Source organism: Acinetobacter sp. GD03645 (genome assembly GCF_029845285.1).
Lineage (GTDB): Bacteria > Pseudomonadota > Gammaproteobacteria > Pseudomonadales > Moraxellaceae > Acinetobacter > Acinetobacter corruptisaponis.
Map to the genome: position 1 here is coordinate 39,767 of NZ_JAOCLL010000001.1, position 21,791 is coordinate 61,557.

The following is a 21,791-nucleotide window of genomic DNA, read 5'->3' on the forward strand; positions in this document are numbered from 1 at the left end:
CTACCTGTGTGCACCAGCAACTACAAAGATTTTTTCATCAGCAACAATACTGACCAATTGGGATGCAATTAGAGATGCCTCAAGCTGTTCGCAAAGTTCATCACTTAATTGTTGTTCAAAGCCTAAACGGGCTTTCCAATCTTCACGCCAGACCAGGTTATCTGGAGACTCAGCATCCAAGGCCTCTTGCTGCATGGTGAGCAAAAGTGCGATAGCTTCTTGATGGTAATAATGGATATTGGCAGTATCAGCACTGCTCTTTTGATGACGATTTTTCATGCTTTAGCACCTACTAAAGCTTGAAAATGTTCGTTATCAGCTTGTTTACGGCAACCTTTGGTTAAACGTAACCAGAGCAAATAGGCACCATCGGCCTGATGATCAAATGAAATGGCTTCGTGTTGATCCTCTCCATCTTCAGCAATTTTCTTTTGCTCATTGAAAAACTTGATCTGTTCTTCTGTACTTTTTGTAATCTGTGAATAAGAAAATGAATGTTCGCCAGAAATGGTACTTTCTGAAAACTCCACAGATTTATAGTGCTCCAATACAATTTGTAAATCTGAAATTGATACACTTTCGGCTGTGGTTTTTTTATAAGTGAAAATCCCTATAGCTTGTAATACCCATTTACCACCAACCCATAATGACAAGCTTTCTTCACGCGGATTCAGCTTCTCATAAGCATAATTAAAATGTGTTGCCTCTTTGGGTGCCTGATCAACAATGTATTGAATGGCCTGAATACTACCAAAACGCTCAATAAAGTATTGGCAAACAGCTACTTCAAGTGCCTCAATAGAAATTAGATTTCCGATGGTTACTGAATGGCAATAATATCTTTGCTCTAAAGAATAAAAACTAAAATCATCAGAGTTACCATACAGAATATTTAAAGCATGTTGAATTCCACCAACCTTACTTAAAAGTTGATGATGCGCATCCAATTCAACCTGGGTAGCCAATTTTTCAGTTTTAAGGAGTTCAGCTTTTTGCTGTTGTCTATACAACTCTGTTTCTGCAAGCTGAATATGCTTTTTTGTGTTCCCTTGTGGTAATTCCAGTTGAAGAATAAGTCCCGCTAAAGCAACATTAAATGAACCATGTATTGCAGCTATTTCCTGTCTTTTTTCACTCATATACTTAAGAATTAAGCGGTCATTTGCTGCGGTCATTTCAGCAATGATCTGCTTAAGCTCACTAAGCTTAAAGCTTGGGTTGCTCAAAGCCACCGCACTACCATCAGCAAAACCCAAACTGTTCGGAATTTCCGAATTGCTCACCAAACAGTGATTGCACTGCTCTCCAGTAGCCTTAAAATCCGTGCATTTGTCTGCACAACGATGTTCTGATAAAGTATTTATGTTCATTTGTACCTCGAAAAATAAATGAATAAACTCTTAACCGCTTCTTGCTCCAACAAGAGGCGGTTAAACCAAGCCCTCGCCTGTCAATTTCTCTATTACCCAAGCCTCTCCTTTTGTTGTGAACATCGGCTGTGAAAAGCCTAGTTCAGTCTGTTTTACTTCTCCTAAACCCTTGTCAATGAACCACTGTTGAAATAAGCGAGCACGCTTAACCCCTTTGTGGTAAACATCGAATTTGTCTAAAAGCTGGTTCATTTTTACTGCTGAAATTTTGATTTTTTGTGCTACTTGCGAAGCATTCAAAAGTGTTGAACGCTCAACAATCTTGTCGTAATACTCAACTTTCGGCGCTGCGAGCTCTAACTGACGTGCCTGGTTTGCTGCCAATTGCAATGCTTCAGAAAATGATTGAGGAATAACTGGTGTTTTTAATGCTTCCTCTAAAGCTGTCATGCGATCAAACACGGCAGCTTGTAATTCATAGCTATATGACATAGCCATCAAACAGGCTTCACGTTTTGGGAGGTTGTAGATGTACCGAGTGTTGTTATTGCCGTAATTTTGCGTTCCCAAAAATTTGGGAGCGTACATTTCTCCTAATACTTTCGGTACTTTCGCCATGAAGTGATCATGACGCAATATAGAGTCATCACCCGCTTCTTTACGAAATGTATTGATGAAATCAACAATCTCTATCGAACTCATTGTGACTTGATTAGAACCACCTAAGTTTTGCGCTAAATTATTCATAGCTAATACACCTCACCTACCCAATTCGAGCATTAAGTATTTTTTGAATACGTTGTATTCGTTGTATTCGTGGCACCACCAAAAGCTTTCGATAGATAATCATGCTGTCTTTTTAATCGAACTAATTTTTCTATGACTGCATCCCGAATCCATTCAGAGCGTTTTATGTCATCCATTGCCGCTAGCGCATCAATTGCGCACAGCGCCTCATACGGTAAGCGCGTTGATACTGAATCAGAGCGTTTTCCATCCAAGTCTAAAAATCCAAGCTCTGCTGCCTCTTGCATTTCTTCATTTCTCACAGTTATGCACTCCATTGCAGGGTTGATGGTTAGGCAAAAATATCTGGGCGCAACTCTTCTAATGGCACTTCACCATTACTTTCATTGCAGATTTTTTTTGATAATCTTGCTGATACGCTCCCGCCATAGGCGATTTGCAGTAAATTACCCTTGGTGGTTCCGCATTTTTTTGCAAATTTCTCAGTGGCATCATCTGAACCAAGTTTTTTTAAATAAGACAGCAAACTCGTAACTTGGGTCTTTGCTTGTTCAGTCTTTTGTATTGATGTCATAAATTACACCTAAATTCAGTTTCATATAATTTAGTATTATACTAATTTTTTTGCAAGCTCAGTTTATGTTTTTATACATTTATCTTTTTAGTTTTTTACTATTAAATCTAATTATGGATATCTCAAACATACGCAAAACCAATTTGATTAATTTGATTAACAAATTTGGTTCACAGAAACAGTTCTCAATCGCTGTAGATACGGCTGCTTCCTATTTCAGTCAAATTATTACTGGCACGATTGGTAAAAACGGCAAACCTGTAAATTTAGGCGCAGTTGTAGCTAGAAAAATAGAAAAAAAACTAAATTTAGAACATGGCTATATGGATAGCCTGCATGATGATTCAATTCGAGATGAGTTTTTAATTAATAATCAACCCCAACCAGCCTATAACGACAATTCAAGTCGCACCTCTAGCTCTAATCAGTTGAGCTCTGGATCACGTCTTGATAATAATGTGGCTCCAATAACAACAAGATTATTGCCTGTCCTATCTTGGGTGCAGGCGGGTATGATGACGGCAATGGAACCAGTAGATTTAACAGATGTCTTGGATTGGCAGCCCCCTTTAAGCTTAGATGATCCAGAGGGTTGTTATTACTTAAAAGTAGTCGGTGTTAGCAATTCGCCAGATTATATTGAGGGTGACTATATACTTGTTGACCCAAATATTTATGTATCGGATTTGATTTCAGGTGATCTAATTGTTGTTCGCGACAATACAAATGCAACTTTTAAAAAGTTGATCATAGAAAGTGATCAGCGAAAATATTTACAAGCATTAAACCCTGACTGGAAACCAAATATTATTGAATTTGAAGATGACATGGTGTTAGTGGGGCTAGTTATTGATGCTTCAAGGCCTCTAGGTGGATCAAGGCGAAAAAGGATAAGAAAAATTTAACCCTGATCCAACACACTGCATTGAGTAGAGAATGGAATGATTGATAAATTACTTACAAATGATGATATTAAAATCTTTGATTTATTGGGTAAAAACCATATTTTAATGATGTTTGCTGATCAAATTATTCAACATCATCCTTATGTTGCAGCATCAATTTTGCTTGGCATTAGTGAGGTATCTGATCAACATAATCCCATGATTAAGCAACTGATTACTTCAGACCACTTTGAAACTCCAGAAGTAGCATCTGAAGCCATAGGTATAGTGCTGAAAGGTTTTAATAGTGAACTTAAAAGGCTTGCCAAGTTAACTAGAAGCAACATGAAGAAATAGCGATTTAAGTTTTATTGGATAAATTCTCTATTAATTTATCTAGCTTTTTCATAAGGTATTCTCGGTTCACATTCCCTTTTATTTTAGTTTTAGCAAGTTGATCTAGTTGTTTTTGAAGCAGATCATCTATTTTTTGAAAAAGATCATCAGCCTTTTGATGACTACTATCCATATAAGATGTATCAAAACTATAAAAATCTTTCTGATGCTTAAGGATGTAATCAAGGTTAGCTTGATCTGCCTCAACCTTACTGTCTTGTAGCAAGATAAAGCGGCAACCCATGATACCAACATAGCTGCCTGCTGGAATAATGGCAACTTCACTTTCTTGTTCTTCACTCATCTCAATAAACTCCATTCAACCGAGACCAAGAGGGCTTTCTTTGTCTATTAAAGCATAAAATTAGTAATACTATAAAAAATAATTTAGTATAAAACTAAATTTAATATTGCTTTGAATTTAGTTTTATACTAAATTAACTTCACCAACAACAAAAACCTAAAAATTAGGTGGTGAAAAATGTCAAAGAAACCAACCGATGCACAACAGTTCATTGAAGATATTGGCGCTGGTGTTTTCGCTAAGCAGCTTGGTGTTTCAGTAACTGAAGTTGCGAACAGCGTCATCCGCACAGGCAAAGCTGGTGAAATCAATATCAAGCTTAAAGTCACCAAGCTTACGGACTCCCAGGTTCAGATTGAAAGCAAACTGCAATTCAACGAACCACTTGCAAAAGGTAAGCGTGTCGAAGAACACAACGAACAAACACCGATGCATGTCAATTTAACTGGTGATGTAACCCTGTTTGCAAACCATACAGGTCAACTTTTCCACGAAAAGAACGAAAAAGCTTAAAGCTTTTTCTTCACTGCCCCCAACCTTAATTAACTAGGATTATTAAATCTCATGTCATTAGAAAATAACGAAGCACCCGCAGTTGTTAAACATTGTCAGCCAGTGGTCAACATAATTCGAGGTGAACTTGTCGCAGTTCAAGATAAGTACAAACTTGAAGATACTGAAAAGTACCAATTTGGCCGTAGCCGCATTCGTGGCACATTTAGCACCCCTATTTTTGCAGACTTTGCAGATTACATTAAATCATCAGCAACTCCTGTGGATGCTAAACCATCTGATACTGAAACAGAAGTTGTTGATTCAGTACCTGTATTCGTATCACGCGACAATGTAAAAGCAGTTGCTGTATTGAATTACAACCAAGCGGGATTCGACCAAGGCCATTGTGACCATATTGCGACTTTACAGCTTGATCCAACAGTTGCGTGGAAAAAAATCAACGAGCTTAAAGGTCAAAAGCTGAACCAGAAAGCCTTTGCCACAACACTTGAAGATTGGGCATCTGTATTCCGTGCCACGACTGAAACTGGTGTGTTGATTCCCATCAATGAAGCAATCCATGCTGTCCGCAACATGAAGATTGATTCGACAGCAAAATCAGAATCATCTGTCTCAAATGTGAGTGAATCCCGTTCAACACTAGAGCGCATTGAGGCTGAAACTACAGCGGGTAAACTGCCTGCCTATTTTGAAATTGATGATACAGCCTACATTGGGCTTGATGTGAAGTTCATCAAACTCCGTTTGATTGTTAATGCCAATGATGGCAATCCAGTTTTTCAGCTTCAGATTGTCAAAGAAGAATTACTGACTAATGAAATCATTCAGGAATTCAAAGAAAAGGTTGCAGAGTTGTTACCTGATCAACAGGTCTTAATCGGTACTTTCCAAGCATAAACCCTAATTTAAAGGCATAAAAAAGCCCTGCTTTCTTGGCGGATTCAGGGCTTTTTTAAAAATCAGTATTCATTGCTGAACACTATGGAACGAGGTCATTATGGAACAAAAGCTCGCTCAAAGCAATATTACATTTAGTGTCCCAAATGTAATTCTCATTACTGCAATTATTACTGTCTTGGTTCTATTGGGAATTGGGATGGCAGAATTTCAGCCTGTTAGTTATCAGCCTGAGAAAAAGGAATTTGTTGCAGACACTAACCGTTCAACCGACGGCATCGTACAGCTTTCAATTACTTCAAAAAATACAGGGACTGGAATAGTCAATCTGGGCGGTTATTTCGTGTCCTTTGACTTTAAATTTGAAGCCCAGTTGAGGGATTACGGCCTAACTGAAAGTCATGATGCCGATGTCACAATTATCCGCCTGGATATTGGCAAAATCAAAAACACTGCAAACGGCGAATTTGTGGATGATTTCACAAATGATCAAGACCACAGGCAAATCAATGAAGCCATTAAAAACTTTATTGAAGTGCATCAATTGGTGGAGGTTCGCTAATGGCTACTTTGCAAGAACGAATCAGCGAACCGTTGCAAGCCTTTTCGCAACACCTTAGTCCAGAACAGGTTTTAGAGGCTCTCAGTAAAAACATTGGTATCGAATATACCGAAGTGGATACATCTGACTGGACTTTTATTGAGAAGAATTGCCCAGTATCAATTGCTGATATTTATAGCGGTTTCCTGAAATTCCGCTTCTCAATGAAAACTTTTGAAACCCAGCGTTTCAAAGAAAAATCTGCCAAATTCTTTTGTGAATATTTAAACAATGATGGTGATGGAAATGAACGCTATCGCCTGGGTTTTGAGAATCCCACAATCATTGTCCTTAAACGCAATGAAGATAGCAAACTGCACCACGGCCTGAAGAAAAGTTTTACCTGGGGTTTTTACCTCAATGGTTTTGACTTTTATCGTGAGCAAAACGGTCAGCTGGTGGATATTACTCCATCAGAAAAACAGTTTGAGAACTTGTATAAAGCAAGACAGGCCAAGGAAAGAAGCCGCAAAGCTGCCCACCTGGACAAAAAGGGTTTTTTTAAGGACCTGCCTCCTCATCAACGCAAAATTTTGGGTTAAGGAGATCGTCATGGGTAATGCAAACAACCAAGATAATTCGAATATGGCGTTATGGCATTCGGTCTGTATAACTGATCCTACGCAAACCACAGAAATTAAGGGTAAACCTTATAAAGGTACTTCACCTAAAGCTTACTGGTTGATTCAAAGGGCCACTGAAACTTTTGGTCCAATTGGTCAAGGCTGGGGTGTGGACATCAAAGATCATGGCTTCCAGAAACTTGATGATGTGACTATTTGCCATTGGATAATTATTGTTCTTTGGTACATGAAAAATGGTCAGAAATGCTGTGTGGAACAATCTGGCGGGTCTAAGGCTATGTACAAAGCAAGTACAGGTATGGTTTATGACGAAGATGCTATTAAAAAGTCTAAAACCAATGCAACTGTTAAGGCCTTAAGTCTTTTAGGTTTTGCTGGTGATATTCATGCGGGCTACTGGAATGCACCTGGTTATCAACAACGTGCACGCGAATATTACTATGGTCCGATTAACAATGCTGCCAATGATACTCAAGCGCAGACCAAGCAACAGCCACCAGTAAATCAAGCACAAAATGTTCCTGATGGTGGACAGCAAAATGAAGTTGTTAGTAAGCCAAAACGTACTGAACAACAAATTTTTAACGATGCACTAAAAGCGATCTGCCATGCACCAGACACATCAATACTGGACGCAGCACTCAATCATTTCAAAGGCACTCAATACGAAAAGCCAATTGTAGATGCCTGTAAGAACAAAAAAGCACATGCAGGATGGGGTTGCGCCTAAAAATCCGCTGGCCTCCCCTTGTCTTTAATTTAAATAAATTTGGAAAGTTTAATGAACGCTAAAACTGATGTAACACCGACTTTTGTCACCCCTGCCCATATTCGGGCTGTTGTTAAGCATATGGTCGATACCACTGAAGAAAATCTTTTTGACGAGGTATCGGCATTGTTTGAAAAGCCATTGCTTGAAGAAATTCTTGAAAAGGTGCGCGGTAATCAAACCAGGGCTGCTGCAATCTTAGGCCTTAACCGTGGAACCCTACGCAAAAAATTGAAAGCCCACGGCTTAATGAAGTGAGTATATGACCATGGAAAATTTCAAAACACGCGTGAACAACAAAGAAGAAGAAAATATTGTGGTGAATGCTGCAAAAGCTTTGGGTTTTTACGCTAACGATAATTGGGACGTTAAAAACAGTGTTGGAGTATTCTTTAACTTCGATAATAAAGTTCTTAGCTTCACTTTGGATATGACATTCTATGAACTAAGTAATGTCCCAGAACTAACACCTGATCAACTCCAAGACAAAGTGATACTTCATCGTAATGATGTGAGTGATGCAACGCACTCAGATGGCTCTGGTAAAGCGCTTTATCTACGTGATGGATGGTATTTCTGGAACTTTAATAATGATCAATGGGATAGCTCAAAAAAATATCCTCATCTTTTGGGACGAATCTCCGATTTAAAACCAATCCAGAAACCACAACCTCAGACTGTTGCAGATATGAAAGAATGGCTCATTCCTGATGATGGCTATAAATATCACAAATGTGTCGAATCTCTATCTGGTTCAAGCTGGATTGAGATTCCAACAGGAAGTGAAGCGGCTGTTTTACTAAATCAAAGATTATTTTTTTGGAAAGATTCAGGAAATACCCATTGGACAAACTCCATTTGGAATAGTTGTGAATATACATTATCACCAAGTTACATGACACTGAATGAATTCATGGAAGAATGGGAGGATGCTCAAGTCGTTTGGGGAGTATTGCCAAAAATAGATAAAGAAAAAGCCAAACAAACTCCTAAAAGTGAAAATCCTACTATTGATACAACCTATACCCTTTTGGATGGTGAATCCGCAAGAAAAGCATGGGCTAATGGTTCAAAAATTCAAATCTCCCCTATTCAAGATATTCCTGAATGGGAAGATTTAAACGAAAAGACAGCTCCTTTAGATTGTTTTCAAAAAAAATGGCTTTTCCGTTGTAAGCCTCCCACCATAATGATCAATGGTACAGAACTCAAACCTTGGAATTCGATTCAAGTTAATTATGAAAATTTCCAGATCAAAATTGATTGTATAGACGGCGAATCAGCCGAACAGTCTTACAAGGCACTTCAGAAAGTTTTTTGTAACAAATCGGTCAATTGGAGCAATAATTAATGAACCATACTATTCTTGTTCCGCTTGGCTTATTCCGTGCAGCATGTATTGCGGCAAAAGATGATGGTGACTGGAATGATACCCGCAACATTGATGCTGTAGCAATTGTTAGAAGTCACATTCTAGGCACTGATGGGCGCATCCTGTTTTATTCCAAACTAAAGAATGTAGCCGATGATGTTTTCTTCATTATTCCGAAAGCCTATGCAGAAAGCTTTATAAAAAAAACAGAGTGTAATTCTGGCCTCAAACATTGCCAAATTACCTATGATACAGAATCGCAGACTGGACTAATTGAGATACCACACCATCATAATGCTTATGAAGCATTCAAGGTATTCTTAAAAGTTTCATATCCAGACTGGGAAAAAGTCATACCTAAGCAAACCGACTTTGCTGGCTTTGTACGTTTTGGTGCTGAATATCTAGCAAAAGTTGAGGATATTTGCAGTAAATTAGGTACTATCTGCTCCCCAGTAATTAAGCCAACTGGAATTGACAAAGCAGCATCGATTGAATTTTTATACAGTGATTTTGAGCATGCCAAGGCAGTTCTGATGCCTAGAAGTACTGATCCAGACTCATTACTTTTTTGTGTCGTGGTTGGTGATGGTGATCCCGATGATGAGGATGCTGAACAAATCCCTGCTGCATCGGCAGAACTGGCTTTCCGAGCTAGCCAGCGTTTGCGTAAAGACTTTATCTTTAATCCACGTTTTAAAAATGACCATGATGAGTTTAATGATGGGGCAAACTGGATTTATCCAACGGTCTGGAATGGTTCAAAACGAGATCATGCTGATCAAATGGAAATTACTGAAGAATGGTTTTCAAAACCATTAAAACGTTATGACAATCCAGAATTAGCAATCGAATATATAAATGCAGTCAATGACTGTGTTGAGTGTTATAACGGTGATACATCAATTACAGCAAACACTCCAGATGAAGTGACTAAATTCTTCACTGAAAATGAGGCATTGCTTAACAAAAAATTATGGTGCGTCAACATTCCTGAAGAACCAGATTCAGCAGCAATCCTTTTTCCTGTACCTACCCTAAAAATAGCGAAGCAACTTGTCTTTAGACTGAAAAAGGAAGCCAAACAACGATTCCCAAAAGTGGGTGAGGCTATTGCAGATAGTATCGAATATCAAGCATGGGACGGTACTGAGGCTGCACATGCTGAATATTTAAAACAACACCCCAATTGGTGGATTCAAGAAACTTTTTTGGAGGGTGGACAAAAATGATTAGCAATCAATATGAATCTAAAGGTTCAGGTTTCATTCAATGTGGACAGGAATTACCAATAAATGGTGAATTTTACGAAGTTCGCTACTTAAGTGATTTAACTGAAAAAGCCACAGAACATTTTGAAATTGCCATGTGTGTTGGTTCACTCTTTATAACTATAGAACCTGATCATCTCACAGGGCTTTGTTCTAAAACCCGCTTGCTGGACAAGTTTATAACTCATTTTAGGCATATTCCTAAATGTGGCACATTGGTGCCGCATTCAGAAACTGTTCAATCGGATTTTTCAGAAATCGTTGAGAACATCATCCGTGATGTGGCGGAATTGCCTGATCGTACCAGCCCTGAAGATTGGCCTGATGCCATGCTCGTAACAGCTGATGAGTTAGATGAAATTTTACAACGACATTTGAACATCAATCTGGAAATTGATGAGTGTAATCCCTACCCTTTCATTATCAAGGCTGCCCAAGAAATATGGTATGACAATGGAATGGTGAACCGACTTGAACCAGAAAGCGAAAAGTTAGAATTTTTGAATATCTGGTTAAAGAAATTAGACCAAAACCATTTAGCCAATATTGAGAAAATCCTTTCAAATCTTACAGAAAAAGAACTGGATACTTTATGTTGTGGTGAGGAAACTGAAGCTGAAAAGCTTGCTCCAACGGAGGTACATGAATTTTTGGATCAAATTTTCGATAGAGAATACGAGCCTAAACTCAGCCAGCCATTAAGTGAACTACCAGCAGATGTAGTATTACGTGACTCACCAGAGGCAGCAACTGAAATAACTATAACGGCTTGGCAATCAAGAAAAGGATTAATTTATCTTGATCAAAACATTGCTCGTTGGGATGGTTCAACTCACCGCCTTTGCAAACGGGGTCATCTAACTCCTAAACAGGGTTATTGTGAAATATGTGTTCCTCTTGATAACCAGGAAGAATATGCAACCTATCCAACCCAACAATGGAATGGTGAAATTCTATATTCCATGGCAAATGACGAGTGGCTGCATGACTCGGCAAGCGTATTCGCATTACTCAAAGAAAGTGGAAAATCAGCACAGGAATTAATGCTTGTCCTCACTGAACCTACTTTCGCCCAAGAAATTGATCCTGATGATTATTATGAGGGTGATTTACCTGACGGAATAACTGTGCCCGATGAAATTGAAACCGCCTTTGATGCCCTGAATGAAGCAATAAAAAACTGTAATAACCCTCTGTGCTATTACCCGTCAAAAATTGCTGCAATCATTGATATGGATGCGGTGAAATGAATATCGATGAGTTATATCCCAAAAGCCGACGATTTCAAGCTTTTCAATTGGTTCATAACTTCGTTAAAAAGCATGACACAACTAAACGTGATCTATCTCGTGCATTGGGGAATAACCCTAAGAACTTTGAACGAACGCTGGTTAAAAATTACTTACTCCACCATGGGGACTTAACAAATGAAAACTTCAACAAGCTTAAAAATTCTCTACAAGAGTTTGATAAGTTTATTGAAAACCATTATGACAAGTACCCCCATGACTGTATTGATGAAGTGATTGAAGCTTATATCGTGAAAAACAAGGCCCATAACACCCAGTCATTCACCAAAGATCAGGTAGCAGATTTAATTCAGAAGAAATTTAAGTACAAATCAGCTCGCTGGATCGGTGAATGCCTGGTTGTTGAGTCCATTAGGTGAATAAATGTTCATTGGTATTTACATAATTTCCCTCAAAAGCATTTTCTATAATGTCTGTAAATTAATTTTGCCAAAGATTGAGGAGCAATGTCATGGATACTGAAGTAGTAGAAGCACTATTAGAACTCGGACTAACTCCACTTGACTGGGTTGATGGGAGTCAATTCTCAAAACTCACAGGTATTAAAGAACAGAAACTGGACCATAGAAGACTAAAATGGCCCGAAAATCGCGTGTGGACTAAACAAGATGGCAACATTTATTTCTCGCTTAAAGGCTATAACTCATGGCTGACAGAGCAAGCAAGCGGACGTTACCTAGAGGAGTGCGCCTCAGAAATGGAGCAGTCCAAATCTACTTCGAGCGAAACAAAAAAACGTACAACATCACCGTCTCATTCCCTGCGAACAAGGAAGGTATCAAAGCAGCTTCTAAACTTAGAAGTGAACTGATTCGCAAGGCCGAATGGAATTTATTAACTGAAAAAGATATTGCTGAAGCACGCGGCATTGTTGAGGATGAAGATACTGTTATTGTGGGTGATGGTACTCTTTTTCAGGATTTAGCTCAGAAATACCTGGACTTTAATGAAACAGGTTTTCATACACGAAAAGGCTATAAAAGCATTTTGAAAAAACACTGGATGCGTCATTTTGCTTTAAAGCCTATCCATACAATTACCGAAGATGATATTAAAAACGCCATACTTAAGGAGGATTTTAAGACTGTAAAGACACTTAATAATTGCCTTACACCACTAAGAGGTATTTTTGAAATAGCCAAAAAAGGCAATTTGATAAAAGAAAATCCAATGCTGGATATTGAAAATCGAAAGTTGCAAATTGGCATACCTGATCCGTTCAGCCGTGCAGAAATGAATGCATTATTAACCTGGTTAAGTGAAAATCTAAAGGGAGATGAAATCTTTTATTATTATTACTTTGAAGTGGCATTTTGGACAGGATGTAGACCTAGTGAGTTAATCGCTTTACGCTGGAGTGATATTGACTGGTTTAATAGTACAGTCAGAATATCTAAAGCGCGTGTTCGTGGTATTGAGAAATCATCAACTAAAACCCATGTGGCCCGTGATGTTGTTTTAAATACTCGATCTGAAAATGCCTTTAAAAACATTTTAGCTCTGGGTCTCAATCAAGATTATGTAATGATCTGCCCAAATACCAAAGTGCCATTTAATAATGAAAAGGCACCACGAGTCAGACTACAAGCTGCAATGAAAGCATGTATGATTCGTCAGCGTCCAGCGTATAATGCCAGACACACATACGCTACAATGATGCTAATGGATGGACTGGTACCGATGTTTGTAGCCAATCAGTTAGGCCATAGTTTAGAGATGTTGGTCAAGCGATATGCAAAATGGATGAATGGCGAAAAGAACAAATTAGAGATTGCAAAGCTCAATACAAATTAGTTGAAATTGAAAATTTATAAACCCATGAGTTAATGCTTGTGGGTTTCTTTTTTTATGACAGGTTTTTTGACAGGCTTTAATTCAAAACTATGATATTCTATTCGATTATAAAATAACAAAACATTGATATTTATACATATTAATCGAATAGAGTCTTATAGAGTAGAGTTGTTTTAGGTTATGAGCCCGACGAGCTACCAGACTGCTCCACCCCGCATTAGGGAGTTAGCGTTATACGCCCATAGGCTGGATAATGCAAACTATTTTTAGAAATTTCACTTAATTATTAAAATAATGCTTATTTTAAGTACAAATTCAACAATAAATCAGCTTTTCTAGCCAGTTCAATGTACTTCAGCCAGAATTTACATAAATGATTGTGTGCTCAATAAAACAACTATTTTCTTATAATTCAAAATACTACAAAAATATTATGCAGTAAAAAAACTATTATGTAACAATATTGGAAGTTTTTTGATTTCTTTAGTGCCTCATGTCGCTCATTATTGGTATTGATCCTGGTTCACGTTTAACAGGTTATGGAATTATCGAAAAAGATGGTAATAAATTGCGTTTTGTTGATGCAGGAACCATTCGTACAGAAACACAAACCATGCCTGAGCGTTTAAAACGCATTTTTGCTGGTGTTGAGCGGATTGTTAAATTTCACGGTCCAACTGAAGCTGCGGTCGAACAAGTGTTTATGGCACAAAATCCTGACTCTGCCTTAAAACTTGGTCAAGCACGTGGCGCTGCGATTGCAGCACTGGTGAATTTGGATTTAAATGTAGCGGAATATACTGCCCGTCAAATTAAACAGTCTGTGGTGGGCTATGGAGCTGCTGAAAAAGAACAGGTACAAATGATGGTAATGAAATTACTCAATCTCAGCATTCAACCACAAGCCGATGCTGCTGATGCGCTTGCTGCCGCCATTTGCCATGCCCATGCTTCAGGAAGCATGAGTAAAATGGCAGTATTGAATGCTTTAGGCGGAATGGCGCGAGGGCGGAGTCGTTCTAGTAGTCGAAGACGCTAGCTTATTGATTTACGACTTTATAAATCATTTCCCCCATTTCATGTGCCTGTAAACCTCTCATGCCATTCTCAGCGAGTAAGTCTCCTGCCTGTGCATGTAGACTCACAATTTCATGCAATGCGATCTGTTGATGAAACTGGGCCTTTAAACTGGCAATCATCCCTGCCAATACATCACCCATACCCCCTGTTCCCATCCCAGGATTACCCTGTGTACAGATAAATAGTTCATCTTCTAAAATCAGGCTACCTGCACCTTTCAATACCCATTGTCCTGCATATTTTTGTTGCAGTTGTTGAATTGCAGTGATTCGATCTTGTTCAATATCAGCAGGCTTGCAACCTAACAAAGTCGCAGCTTCACCTGAATGTGGTGTTGCATAGACATGCTGATTCAATTTTTGTGGATGCTTTGCCAGAAACCAAAGTCCATCCGCATCAAGCACGACCTCTAAGTGTGAACCTTGATTGAGTAAATCAAACCATTGCTGATAAATCTGTTTTGCCCATTGATCTCGCCCCAACCCCATACCAAAACAGACAGCATCCACATGGTTTAATAAGGTTTGGATTGCATCTTGATCCAGTACATTAATATCCCGCACCATAATGTTTGGTGAACGCGACAGAATCGCTTGATGGTGTTTGGCATGACAGACCACGCTGACTTTTCCAGCACCTGCATGAAAAGCGGCTTCGGCTGACATGATCACAGCTCCACCCATATCAGCATGACCACCCACCACCACCACATGCCCATAACTGCCTTTATGGCCAAAAGCCTGACGTTTTGGTAAAGCGATTTTTTCAGGGGAAAGATAGGCGATTGGTTTTAATTCTACATCAGTTGGAATCAGGCTGACTAAATGTAATTGCCCGACATATTCCTTGCCTTGTCCAGTAAACAGCCCTGCCTTATAACCTAAAATGGTAAAGGTTTGATCTGCTTGAATTGCACAGGGTACAGCCTGACCTGTATTGGCATGCAATCCACTAGGGATATCGATTGAAACTTTTAAACCAGTTTGTGCATTAAAACATGCAATAACAGTTTGCCAATGCTGATCAAGTACTCGGTTTAAACCAATGCCAAATAGGGCATCAATATGACAATCAACCTCTCCTAACCTCTCCTTAAAAAGGAGAGGAACTTTAGGGATTATATAAGGTATTGAATACGTGGAAGTCTCCACCCTATCAGGGGGGAGATTTAGAGGGGGGTATGGAAATCGTTGAATATTGACTTGATGCGCTTGTGCATATTCATAGGCTTGTTTTAAATCAGGTGATTGACCAAGTTCTGTTGCATAAACAGTCACCTTAAAGCCATGCTGTTTGAGAAAAGCCGCAATATAATAGCCATCACCCGCGTTATTGCCCTGTCCGCACCATACCGCAATTGTTTTAATATTTTTTTGTTGAAACTGTTCAATCAGTTGTTGGGATATTGCCCACGCCACTTGCTGCATCAAGCCAAGTGATGAGTTTTGCTGAGCAAACCAGCGTTGCTCCCATGCTTGTATACTTTGACTATCATAAACTGGGCTATGGTAAACTACACCTTGCATCTTTTCCCCCTAATATTGGTTTATGGCTTCAACCACTTCATCTCACAGCCCCGCTCAAAAAACACTTGATAAAATCAGGCTACAACAGCTTGATCCTCAAGAACTTAAAGACTGGATAAAAGCACAGGCTTTGGCGTTGGGTTTTTCTGATTGTGTCATTGCCAAACCAGATGCTCAAGATCAAATGCCGCGTTTTAAAGAATATTTAAAGCGTGGCTATCATGCAGATATGCACTATTTGGAAGAAAATCTGGAAAAACGTGCTGATCCCACTTTACTGGTGCCAGGTACAAAAAGCATTATTTGTGTGCGAATGAACTATCTTGTGGCATCACCCAAGCCCCGTTATGTACCATTTGAACCAAATTCAGCCATTATTGCGCGTTATGCACGTGGGCGTGATTATCATAAAATCATGCGTGGACGGCTTAAAACCTTAGCCACCCAAATCAGGGAAAAAGTGGGCGATTTTGAATCACGTCCTTTTGCCGACTCAGCTCCTATTTTTGAGAAATCTCTGGCTGAAAGTGCAGGTATGGGCTGGACAGGCAAACATACCTTGCTCATCCATAAAAAATCAGGTTCCTTTTTTGTTTTAGGTGAATTATTCACCTCGCTTGAATTGCCTTTTGATCAGCCTGCGACTGCACATTGCGGTTCATGTAACGCCTGTATCGACATTTGCCCAACCCAAGCGATTGTTGAACCTTATATGCTGGATGCCAGAAAATGTATTGCCTACTTAACCATTGAATATAAAGGCATCATTCCAGAAGAATTACGTTCAAGCATAGGCAACCGTATTTTTGGCTGCGATGATTGTCAACTGATTTGCCCGTGGAATAGTTTTGCCAAAACTGCATCCATTCCTGATTTTAATCCCCGTCATGGTCTAGATCACATCAGCCTACTGGATATCTGGCAATGGGATGAAGCGACTTTTCTTGCCAATACTGAGGGCAGCCCAATACGCCGTACAGGCTACCAATCCTTTAAGCGTAATATTGCAATCGGTTTAGGAAATGCGCCATACTCGGCTGAAATCATAAGCCAATTGCACGATGCAAAAATGTGGCACGATGAGATCGTCAATGTACATATTGACTGGGCAATCCAACAGCAATTGCAACAGGCGACAATACATGGCATGGAAAAATGATGCTTTTTGCCCTTTGGCTTTGGCACGATTTCTGTATGATGAATCTCAGTGTTTGTAATCAATCATCATGGATATAACAATGACCTTACGTAATGACTGGACTCGTGATGAAATCCAAGCTTTATATAATCAACCCTTTCTAGACTTAGTATTTGAGGCGCAAGGCGTTCATCGTCAGCATTTTCAGGCAAATACTATACAGGTCAGCACCCTGCTTTCAATCAAGACAGGTAAATGTCCAGAAGACTGTAAGTATTGCTCGCAATCAGCCCATTATGATTCAAAACTAGAAGCGGAAAAACGGATTGCGGTGGATAAAGTCATTCGTGAAGCACAGGCGGCAAAAGAGTCTGGTTCTTCCCGTTTCTGTATGGGTGCAGCATGGCGCAATCCACATGAGCGTGACATGCCTTATGTATTGGAAATGGTCCGTGAGGTGAAAGCGTTAGGCCTAGAAACCTGTATGACTTTGGGGATGCTAAACCAGTCTCAGGCAGAGCGTTTAAAAGATGCAGGCTTGGATTATTACAACCATAACCTCGATACTTCCCGCGAATATTATTCACATATTATCAGCACCCGTACCTTTGATGACCGTTTGAATACGCTTGACCATGTGCGTCAGGCAGGTATGAAAGTCTGTAGTGGCGGGATTGTCGGTTTAGGCGAAAGCCGTAATGACCGTATTGGTTTACTGCATGAGCTTGCAACCATGCCTGTTCACCCTGAATCTGTGCCAATCAACATGCTAGTCCCGATTGAAGGCACACCACTTGCCGATGTTGAAAAGCTGGATGTAACCGAATGGATTCGTACCATTGCGGTTGCGCGTATCATTATGCCGCACAGTTACATTCGTTTATCTGCGGGCCGTGAGTCACTCAGCGACTCTGATCAGGCATTGGCATTTATGGCTGGGGCAAATTCACTGTTCTCTGGCGATAAACTTCTGACCACCCCAAATGCGGGTGAAGATAAAGATCAAGTCTTGTTTGCCAAACTGGGTTTAACCGCAGAAAAGCCGAAACCAACTGTTGCAGAACTTTCCATTGATGCCATGAGTGCATAGATGAAAAAGCTGTTTCATGAAAGTGGAACAGCTTTTTTAAATTTTATTCAGCATTTATAAGTTGTATAAATTCATGATAATAAGGGCTATTTTTTAAATGCTGGTGTCCTGCTTGTTCTGCATGACATTTGATACACAACACACGCAAATTTTCAGGACGATTATCAGTTTTATTACAATTAAGATGATGCACATGCAAAAAACGCTTTAGACTGGATTGTTTAAGTTGTAACTGGCATTCAGCACACACCCAGTCTTGTTCTTCCCGAATATTTCGACTGATATTGTCCCATTCTGCAACATAATCATTTTGAATTGTGGTCGAAAGTAACTCATTGGCAGACACATCCTGCATCGGACTCAATAAATCTGTAGCAAGCTGACGCTTATTCTGTAATAAACGGTCGAGTTTAATTTCAAAGGTTTCAAATTCTGCACTATAAATTGAGGGATAATACACAAAAACTTCTTTTTCCTGACCAATACGATAGGCTCGGTCAGTGGCTTGATCTTCTTTGGCTGGATTCCAACAGCGAGTATAATGAATTACATGATTCGCTTTTTGCACATTGACCCCAAAACCCACCGCCACAGGTGACATAATAATCACATTAAAACCAATAGATTTTTGAAACGCATCTATTAAATGCTGTCGGGTTAAACCTGTCCCACTACTTGCAGTATCACCATTAACCACTGAAACATCCAGACCAAAATATTCTTTTAAATAACGCTGTAAATAAATTTGAATGGCACGTAATTCAGTAAAGATAATTACTTTTTCATCACGAGATTTAATTTGTTCTAAAGTTTGTTTTAACCATGCCAGTTTTGGTGACTCACTACTCGGCTGTTTTGGATCAATTTGCAATGGGTCAGCGCAAATTTTCCGCATTTCATGTAAAGCACTCAACATAGCTTGTCCACGATTTTCATCTCCTATATTTTCATATTCACTGGTCATATTTTCATATAATCGTCGCTGCAAAATTGAAATTGGAATTCGTTTACAATCTTCCATTTCAATTTTGGCAGGTAAATCTGCCACATCAGATTTCATCCGCCTTAATGTCTGTGGCTCAATCAGTTGTAATAATGCTTTACGTTTCTTTTCATCCCCCTCACCAATCGGCGTAGCATACACTTTATTAAAGGTTTTTAATGAATCCAATAAACCTGCCTGAATAAAATCAAATAAACACCATATATCCCTTAACGAGTTTTCTACTGGCGTACCCGTACAAGCAATTTTAAAATCTACTTTCATGGCTTTAGCTGCGGATGTCACTAAAGCATTTGGGGTTTTAATCTTTTGGGCTTCATCACAGATCATCATACCCCAATGTTGTTGCCCTAAAGAAAATTGTAAATCCCTTAATGTTTCATAAGTCGTTAAAACCACATCAGCATCATCACACCAGTTTTTTTCTAAAATATGTTTAATACCCTTTTCCTGAATTAAATCTAAAGGAATATTTTTCATTTTTCTAGATTTTACTTCATTACCATATAAACTAAGTATTCGCCCAAAATCCCGACTAAAGAAGCGTTCTGCCTCATTTCTCCAGTTTTGCAATAAAGCAACAGGTGCAACAATCATGACAGGTTTTTTATATTGTCTATATTGTTCAGATTGTAAATATTCACCAATAAAACATAATAGCTGTAAAGTTTTACCTAATCCCATATCATCAGCAAGTAGACATCCATTAATCACAGGTACAAACTGATGCAAATGCTGTAACCATGCAATACCTTTTTCCTGATGTGGTTTTAATTTAAACTCGCGTTGTCTAAAACTATCAGGTAATCGTGGCAAAGGTGAATTTTTAAAGTCAAATTTTAGGACTTTCTCTCGTTCCTGAATATACTCCTCATCTTCAAGATTACTTTTAATTAAAAGAATAGAGGGTTTTTCTCTTTTCTCAGGGGGTTCTACAGGCATTTGTTCTTGTTTTTCTGTTGGGCTTTTCTGCTTTGCTAGATAATCCTGTACCCGAATTTCAATATCCTTAGCATCAGCCAAACTAATCGCCTCATCCAAATAAGGTAATTTGACCTGATTTTGTTTTTGTTCAATCGCTATTTTTAATTCTGTTTGTATTTCCGTCAGAATGGTTTCACTAATATGTGGCTTCAATGATTCAAACTGTTGTATTTGTCGTGATATTGGTAACCATATTTCACCACTAGCACTATTGACAATACTATCTGTAGGTGCAATACCAATGCCCTGTACACGATCAGAATATGCTGATAAATCCAGAATTGCATTTACAATTTCTGCATCCTGTTGTTTATGAATACTATCTAAATCGGCTTTTAATTGTTCTAATTGTTGTTTAGCATTTTGAGTTAATCGAATGTGATAACCCACCCAGTCAAAAGTTAAACTATCCTGTTGTGTTGCATCTATATATTTAGAAATAAAATCATTGGCATGGTCTACATGATATAAATCTGAATAAATATCTGAAACATCCTGCTCCGTATTGGCTTGTAAGACTATTTTTGCTGATTGAAAGTAACCTTGTTCATTATATTGGCTATTTAAAGTTAAATCATAATCAAGAAATTCTGTTTGCTGGCTAATCTGTTGCTCTAAATCTGCTTCATCAATCACCTTAGCAATATCTTCATCACTGAATATTGCTTGTGGATTTTTAATAAATTGTCTAGCTCGCTCACCTTTTAATTGTCGTTTTGGAATCTGTTTAATTTCATTCAGTGCCTGTTTTACTGTATCCTCAACCACAATATGTACTTGTCCACCATTGGATAAAGATACTGCATAACGCCCCTGCACCTGATGATATTTGTCAAATTCTTTAAGCCAGTTTTCAGGTACATCTTCAAATATTGGTTGAATTTCAATTCCTTTTTCTTCTACTCCCTGCTGATCATCAAGTTGAATTGGACTGAGATTCAATTGTAGTTTTTCAGGACTAAGGACAATGGTTTTATCTAGAAAATCATCCATTTTTGCCTGACTTTGTATAGCTAGTTTACGAATTTTCCCCCAATAACGTTCATTTTCCTGTCTGGTTTTATCCGAAAGCTGGGAAAATGCTTTAATTTCCTCTACCAATTGCCATGTTTTTTCCGCCAGTAAATATTTTTGTCCATTAACGGTTAAAATCGCCCCCTGACGCTGGATATTGGCTTGTAATGCTCCCCCCTGTTGATTATTCCAACCTGAAATAAAAATAGAAAAATCGCGGTCGGAAATACTATTTTTACTTTGAATACTCGGTGAGAAATTACAATTTTGTGGCAATTGTAATAAAGGTAAAATATCCTGATAGTCTTCATCCTGTTGCAAATCAAAGATATTTTCCCACGTTAAAATATAACTTTGACTATTTTCATCCAAATAAGCCAAACCTTCCTGATTTAGCCCTTGCCACAAATAATCACTTGTATTCTGTGGGCTATTTTTAGGATAAAATAAACCTATTTCATTATATTGTAATGGAATTGATACAGATTCTACTTGATCCTGACAAGGATAATCTTGTTTTGATTGTCCAAGTAATTTTTTTAAAAATTCAAATGCCATACAATATTC

General features: G+C 38.7%; 24 protein-coding genes. 16 read left to right on the forward strand and 8 right to left on the reverse strand.

What is annotated here, in order from left to right:
• From N5J47_RS00260 to N5J47_RS00280, 5 genes are read right to left on the reverse strand one after another with little or no spacing between them, the layout of a single operon-like run.
• Positions 1-279, reverse strand: coding sequence for a hypothetical protein (locus N5J47_RS00260; protein ID WP_279960944.1), 279 nt, complete (start codon positions 277-279; stop codon positions 1-3).
• Positions 276-1,370: a hypothetical protein gene (locus N5J47_RS00265; protein WP_279960943.1), complete on the reverse strand. Its 1,095-nt coding sequence runs from the start codon at positions 1,368-1,370 to the stop codon at positions 276-278. The genes N5J47_RS00260 and N5J47_RS00265 overlap by 4 nt, the downstream gene beginning before the upstream one ends.
• 60 nt (positions 1,371-1,430) lie before the next feature.
• Positions 1,431-2,117 carry a phage antirepressor KilAC domain-containing protein gene (locus N5J47_RS00270; RefSeq protein ID WP_279960942.1) on the reverse strand — a complete coding sequence of 229 codons (687 nt, stop codon included), beginning with the start codon at positions 2,115-2,117 and terminating at the stop codon, positions 1,431-1,433.
• Between the two features lie 32 nt (positions 2,118-2,149).
• A complete protein-coding gene (locus tag N5J47_RS00275; protein ID WP_279960941.1) occupies positions 2,150-2,419 on the reverse strand; it encodes a hypothetical protein in 270 nt (89 codons plus the stop codon).
• Between the two features lie 29 nt (positions 2,420-2,448).
• Positions 2,449-2,691: a YdaS family helix-turn-helix protein gene (locus N5J47_RS00280; RefSeq protein WP_279960940.1), complete on the reverse strand. Its 243-nt coding sequence runs from the start codon at positions 2,689-2,691 to the stop codon at positions 2,449-2,451.
• Between the two features lie 65 nt (positions 2,692-2,756).
• On the opposite strand from N5J47_RS00280, the gene N5J47_RS00285 reads away from it, so the two are divergent.
• Together N5J47_RS00285 and N5J47_RS00290 are read left to right on the forward strand one after the other, a co-directional pair.
• Positions 2,757-3,596: a S24 family peptidase gene (locus N5J47_RS00285; RefSeq protein ID WP_279960938.1), complete on the forward strand. Its 840-nt coding sequence runs from the start codon at positions 2,757-2,759 to the stop codon at positions 3,594-3,596.
• 36 nt (positions 3,597-3,632) lie between these two features.
• On the forward strand, positions 3,633-3,932 hold the full coding sequence (locus N5J47_RS00290; protein WP_279960937.1) for a hypothetical protein: 300 nt from the start codon (positions 3,633-3,635) through the stop codon (positions 3,930-3,932).
• A 4-nt stretch (positions 3,933-3,936) separates the two neighbouring features.
• Here N5J47_RS00290 and N5J47_RS00295 read toward each other — a convergent pair whose 3' ends face one another.
• Entirely contained in the window at positions 3,937-4,275 is a 339-nt protein-coding gene (locus N5J47_RS00295) for a hypothetical protein (RefSeq protein WP_279960936.1), read from the reverse strand.
• Positions 4,276-4,452: 177 nt separating this feature from the next.
• Here N5J47_RS00295 and N5J47_RS00300 point away from each other — a divergent pair, with 177 nt between their 5' ends.
• From N5J47_RS00300 to ruvC, 12 genes are all read left to right on the forward strand, one after another.
• On the forward strand, positions 4,453-4,788 hold the full coding sequence (locus tag N5J47_RS00300; protein WP_279960935.1) for a hypothetical protein: 336 nt from the start codon (positions 4,453-4,455) through the stop codon (positions 4,786-4,788).
• A 51-nt stretch (positions 4,789-4,839) separates the two neighbouring features.
• Positions 4,840-5,688 carry a DUF2303 family protein gene (locus tag N5J47_RS00305; RefSeq protein ID WP_279960934.1) on the forward strand — a complete coding sequence of 283 codons (849 nt, stop codon included), beginning with the start codon at positions 4,840-4,842 and terminating at the stop codon, positions 5,686-5,688.
• Positions 5,689-5,788: 100 nt separating this feature from the next.
• On the forward strand, positions 5,789-6,250 hold the full coding sequence (locus N5J47_RS00310; protein WP_279960932.1) for a hypothetical protein: 462 nt from the start codon (positions 5,789-5,791) through the stop codon (positions 6,248-6,250).
• Positions 6,250-6,831 carry a hypothetical protein gene (locus tag N5J47_RS00315; RefSeq protein WP_279960931.1) on the forward strand — a complete coding sequence of 194 codons (582 nt, stop codon included), beginning with the start codon at positions 6,250-6,252 and terminating at the stop codon, positions 6,829-6,831. Before N5J47_RS00310 ends, N5J47_RS00315 begins: the two co-directional genes overlap by 1 nt.
• Positions 6,832-6,841: 10 nt before the next feature.
• Complete coding sequence (locus N5J47_RS00320) at positions 6,842-7,603, forward strand: hypothetical protein (RefSeq protein ID WP_279960930.1); 762 nt, start codon at positions 6,842-6,844, stop codon at positions 7,601-7,603.
• Positions 7,604-7,636: 33 nt separating this feature from the next.
• Complete coding sequence (locus N5J47_RS00325; RefSeq protein WP_279961000.1) at positions 7,637-7,900, forward strand: helix-turn-helix domain-containing protein; 264 nt, start codon at positions 7,637-7,639, stop codon at positions 7,898-7,900.
• A gap of 4 nt (positions 7,901-7,904) precedes the next feature.
• Entirely contained in the window at positions 7,905-8,993 is a 1,089-nt protein-coding gene (locus N5J47_RS00330; protein WP_279960929.1) for a hypothetical protein, read from the forward strand.
• The gene (locus N5J47_RS00335; protein WP_279960928.1) at positions 8,993-10,246 is read left to right on the forward strand and encodes a hypothetical protein; all 1,254 of its coding nucleotides are present in this window, start codon (positions 8,993-8,995) and stop codon (positions 10,244-10,246) included. The genes N5J47_RS00330 and N5J47_RS00335 overlap by 1 nt, the downstream gene beginning before the upstream one ends.
• Positions 10,207-11,535 (forward strand): hypothetical protein, encoded by a 1,329-nt coding sequence (locus N5J47_RS00340; RefSeq protein WP_279960927.1) that lies wholly within the window; start codon positions 10,207-10,209, stop codon positions 11,533-11,535. The genes N5J47_RS00335 and N5J47_RS00340 overlap by 40 nt, the downstream gene beginning before the upstream one ends.
• Complete coding sequence (locus N5J47_RS00345; RefSeq protein ID WP_279960926.1) at positions 11,532-11,954, forward strand: hypothetical protein; 423 nt, start codon at positions 11,532-11,534, stop codon at positions 11,952-11,954. Before N5J47_RS00340 ends, N5J47_RS00345 begins: the two co-directional genes overlap by 4 nt.
• Positions 11,955-12,240: 286 nt before the next feature.
• Complete coding sequence (locus N5J47_RS00350; protein WP_279960925.1) at positions 12,241-13,389, forward strand: tyrosine-type recombinase/integrase; 1,149 nt, start codon at positions 12,241-12,243, stop codon at positions 13,387-13,389.
• Between the two features lie 493 nt (positions 13,390-13,882).
• Entirely contained in the window at positions 13,883-14,428 is a 546-nt protein-coding gene (ruvC, locus tag N5J47_RS00355; protein ID WP_279958787.1) for a crossover junction endodeoxyribonuclease RuvC, read from the forward strand.
• A gap of 1 nt (position 14,429) precedes the next feature.
• Here ruvC and N5J47_RS00360 read toward each other — a convergent pair whose 3' ends face one another.
• Positions 14,430-15,995, reverse strand: a complete 1,566-nt coding sequence (locus tag N5J47_RS00360; RefSeq protein ID WP_279958788.1) for an NAD(P)H-hydrate dehydratase — start codon at positions 15,993-15,995, stop codon at positions 14,430-14,432.
• A 22-nt stretch (positions 15,996-16,017) separates the two neighbouring features.
• Between N5J47_RS00360 and queG the strand changes: the two genes are divergently transcribed.
• A complete protein-coding gene (queG, locus tag N5J47_RS00365) occupies positions 16,018-17,154 on the forward strand; it encodes a tRNA epoxyqueuosine(34) reductase QueG (RefSeq protein ID WP_279958789.1) in 1,137 nt (378 codons plus the stop codon).
• 79 nt (positions 17,155-17,233) lie between these two features.
• Positions 17,234-18,223 (forward strand): biotin synthase BioB, encoded by a 990-nt coding sequence (gene bioB / locus N5J47_RS00370; protein ID WP_279958790.1) that lies wholly within the window; start codon positions 17,234-17,236, stop codon positions 18,221-18,223.
• A 43-nt stretch (positions 18,224-18,266) separates the two neighbouring features.
• Here bioB and N5J47_RS00375 read toward each other — a convergent pair whose 3' ends face one another.
• Entirely contained in the window at positions 18,267-21,782 is a 3,516-nt protein-coding gene (locus tag N5J47_RS00375; protein WP_279958791.1) for an SNF2-related protein, read from the reverse strand.
• Positions 21,783-21,791 lie beyond the last annotated feature (9 nt).

Excerpts from the sequence above, each read along its gene's own strand:
- N5J47_RS00260 (WP_279960944.1), bottom strand. The coding sequence starts at position 279 with ATGAAAAATCGTCATCAAAAGAGCAGTGCTGATACTGCCAATATCCAT.
- N5J47_RS00265 (WP_279960943.1), bottom strand. The coding sequence starts at position 1,370 with ATGAACATAAATACTTTATCAGAACATCGTTGTGCAGACAAATGCACG.
- N5J47_RS00270 (WP_279960942.1), bottom strand. The coding sequence starts at position 2,117 with ATGAATAATTTAGCGCAAAACTTAGGTGGTTCTAATCAAGTCACAATG.
- N5J47_RS00280 (WP_279960940.1), bottom strand. The coding sequence starts at position 2,691 with ATGACATCAATACAAAAGACTGAACAAGCAAAGACCCAAGTTACGAGT.
- N5J47_RS00285 (WP_279960938.1), top strand. The coding sequence starts at position 2,757 with ATGTTTTTATACATTTATCTTTTTAGTTTTTTACTATTAAATCTAATT.
- N5J47_RS00290 (WP_279960937.1), top strand. The coding sequence starts at position 3,633 with ATGATTGATAAATTACTTACAAATGATGATATTAAAATCTTTGATTTA.
- N5J47_RS00295 (WP_279960936.1), bottom strand. The coding sequence starts at position 4,275 with ATGAGTGAAGAACAAGAAAGTGAAGTTGCCATTATTCCAGCAGGCAGC.
- N5J47_RS00300 (WP_279960935.1), top strand. The coding sequence starts at position 4,453 with ATGTCAAAGAAACCAACCGATGCACAACAGTTCATTGAAGATATTGGC.
- N5J47_RS00305 (WP_279960934.1), top strand. The coding sequence starts at position 4,840 with ATGTCATTAGAAAATAACGAAGCACCCGCAGTTGTTAAACATTGTCAG.
- N5J47_RS00310 (WP_279960932.1), top strand. The coding sequence starts at position 5,789 with ATGGAACAAAAGCTCGCTCAAAGCAATATTACATTTAGTGTCCCAAAT.
- N5J47_RS00315 (WP_279960931.1), top strand. The coding sequence starts at position 6,250 with ATGGCTACTTTGCAAGAACGAATCAGCGAACCGTTGCAAGCCTTTTCG.
- N5J47_RS00320 (WP_279960930.1), top strand. The coding sequence starts at position 6,842 with ATGGGTAATGCAAACAACCAAGATAATTCGAATATGGCGTTATGGCAT.
- N5J47_RS00330 (WP_279960929.1), top strand. The coding sequence starts at position 7,905 with ATGACCATGGAAAATTTCAAAACACGCGTGAACAACAAAGAAGAAGAA.
- N5J47_RS00335 (WP_279960928.1), top strand. The coding sequence starts at position 8,993 with ATGAACCATACTATTCTTGTTCCGCTTGGCTTATTCCGTGCAGCATGT.
- N5J47_RS00345 (WP_279960926.1), top strand. The coding sequence starts at position 11,532 with ATGAATATCGATGAGTTATATCCCAAAAGCCGACGATTTCAAGCTTTT.
- N5J47_RS00350 (WP_279960925.1), top strand. The coding sequence starts at position 12,241 with ATGGCTGACAGAGCAAGCAAGCGGACGTTACCTAGAGGAGTGCGCCTC.
- ruvC (WP_279958787.1), top strand. The coding sequence starts at position 13,883 with ATGTCGCTCATTATTGGTATTGATCCTGGTTCACGTTTAACAGGTTAT.
- N5J47_RS00360 (WP_279958788.1), bottom strand. The coding sequence starts at position 15,995 with ATGCAAGGTGTAGTTTACCATAGCCCAGTTTATGATAGTCAAAGTATA.
- queG (WP_279958789.1), top strand. The coding sequence starts at position 16,018 with ATGGCTTCAACCACTTCATCTCACAGCCCCGCTCAAAAAACACTTGAT.
- bioB (WP_279958790.1), top strand. The coding sequence starts at position 17,234 with ATGACCTTACGTAATGACTGGACTCGTGATGAAATCCAAGCTTTATAT.
- N5J47_RS00375 (WP_279958791.1), bottom strand. The coding sequence starts at position 21,782 with ATGGCATTTGAATTTTTAAAAAAATTACTTGGACAATCAAAACAAGAT.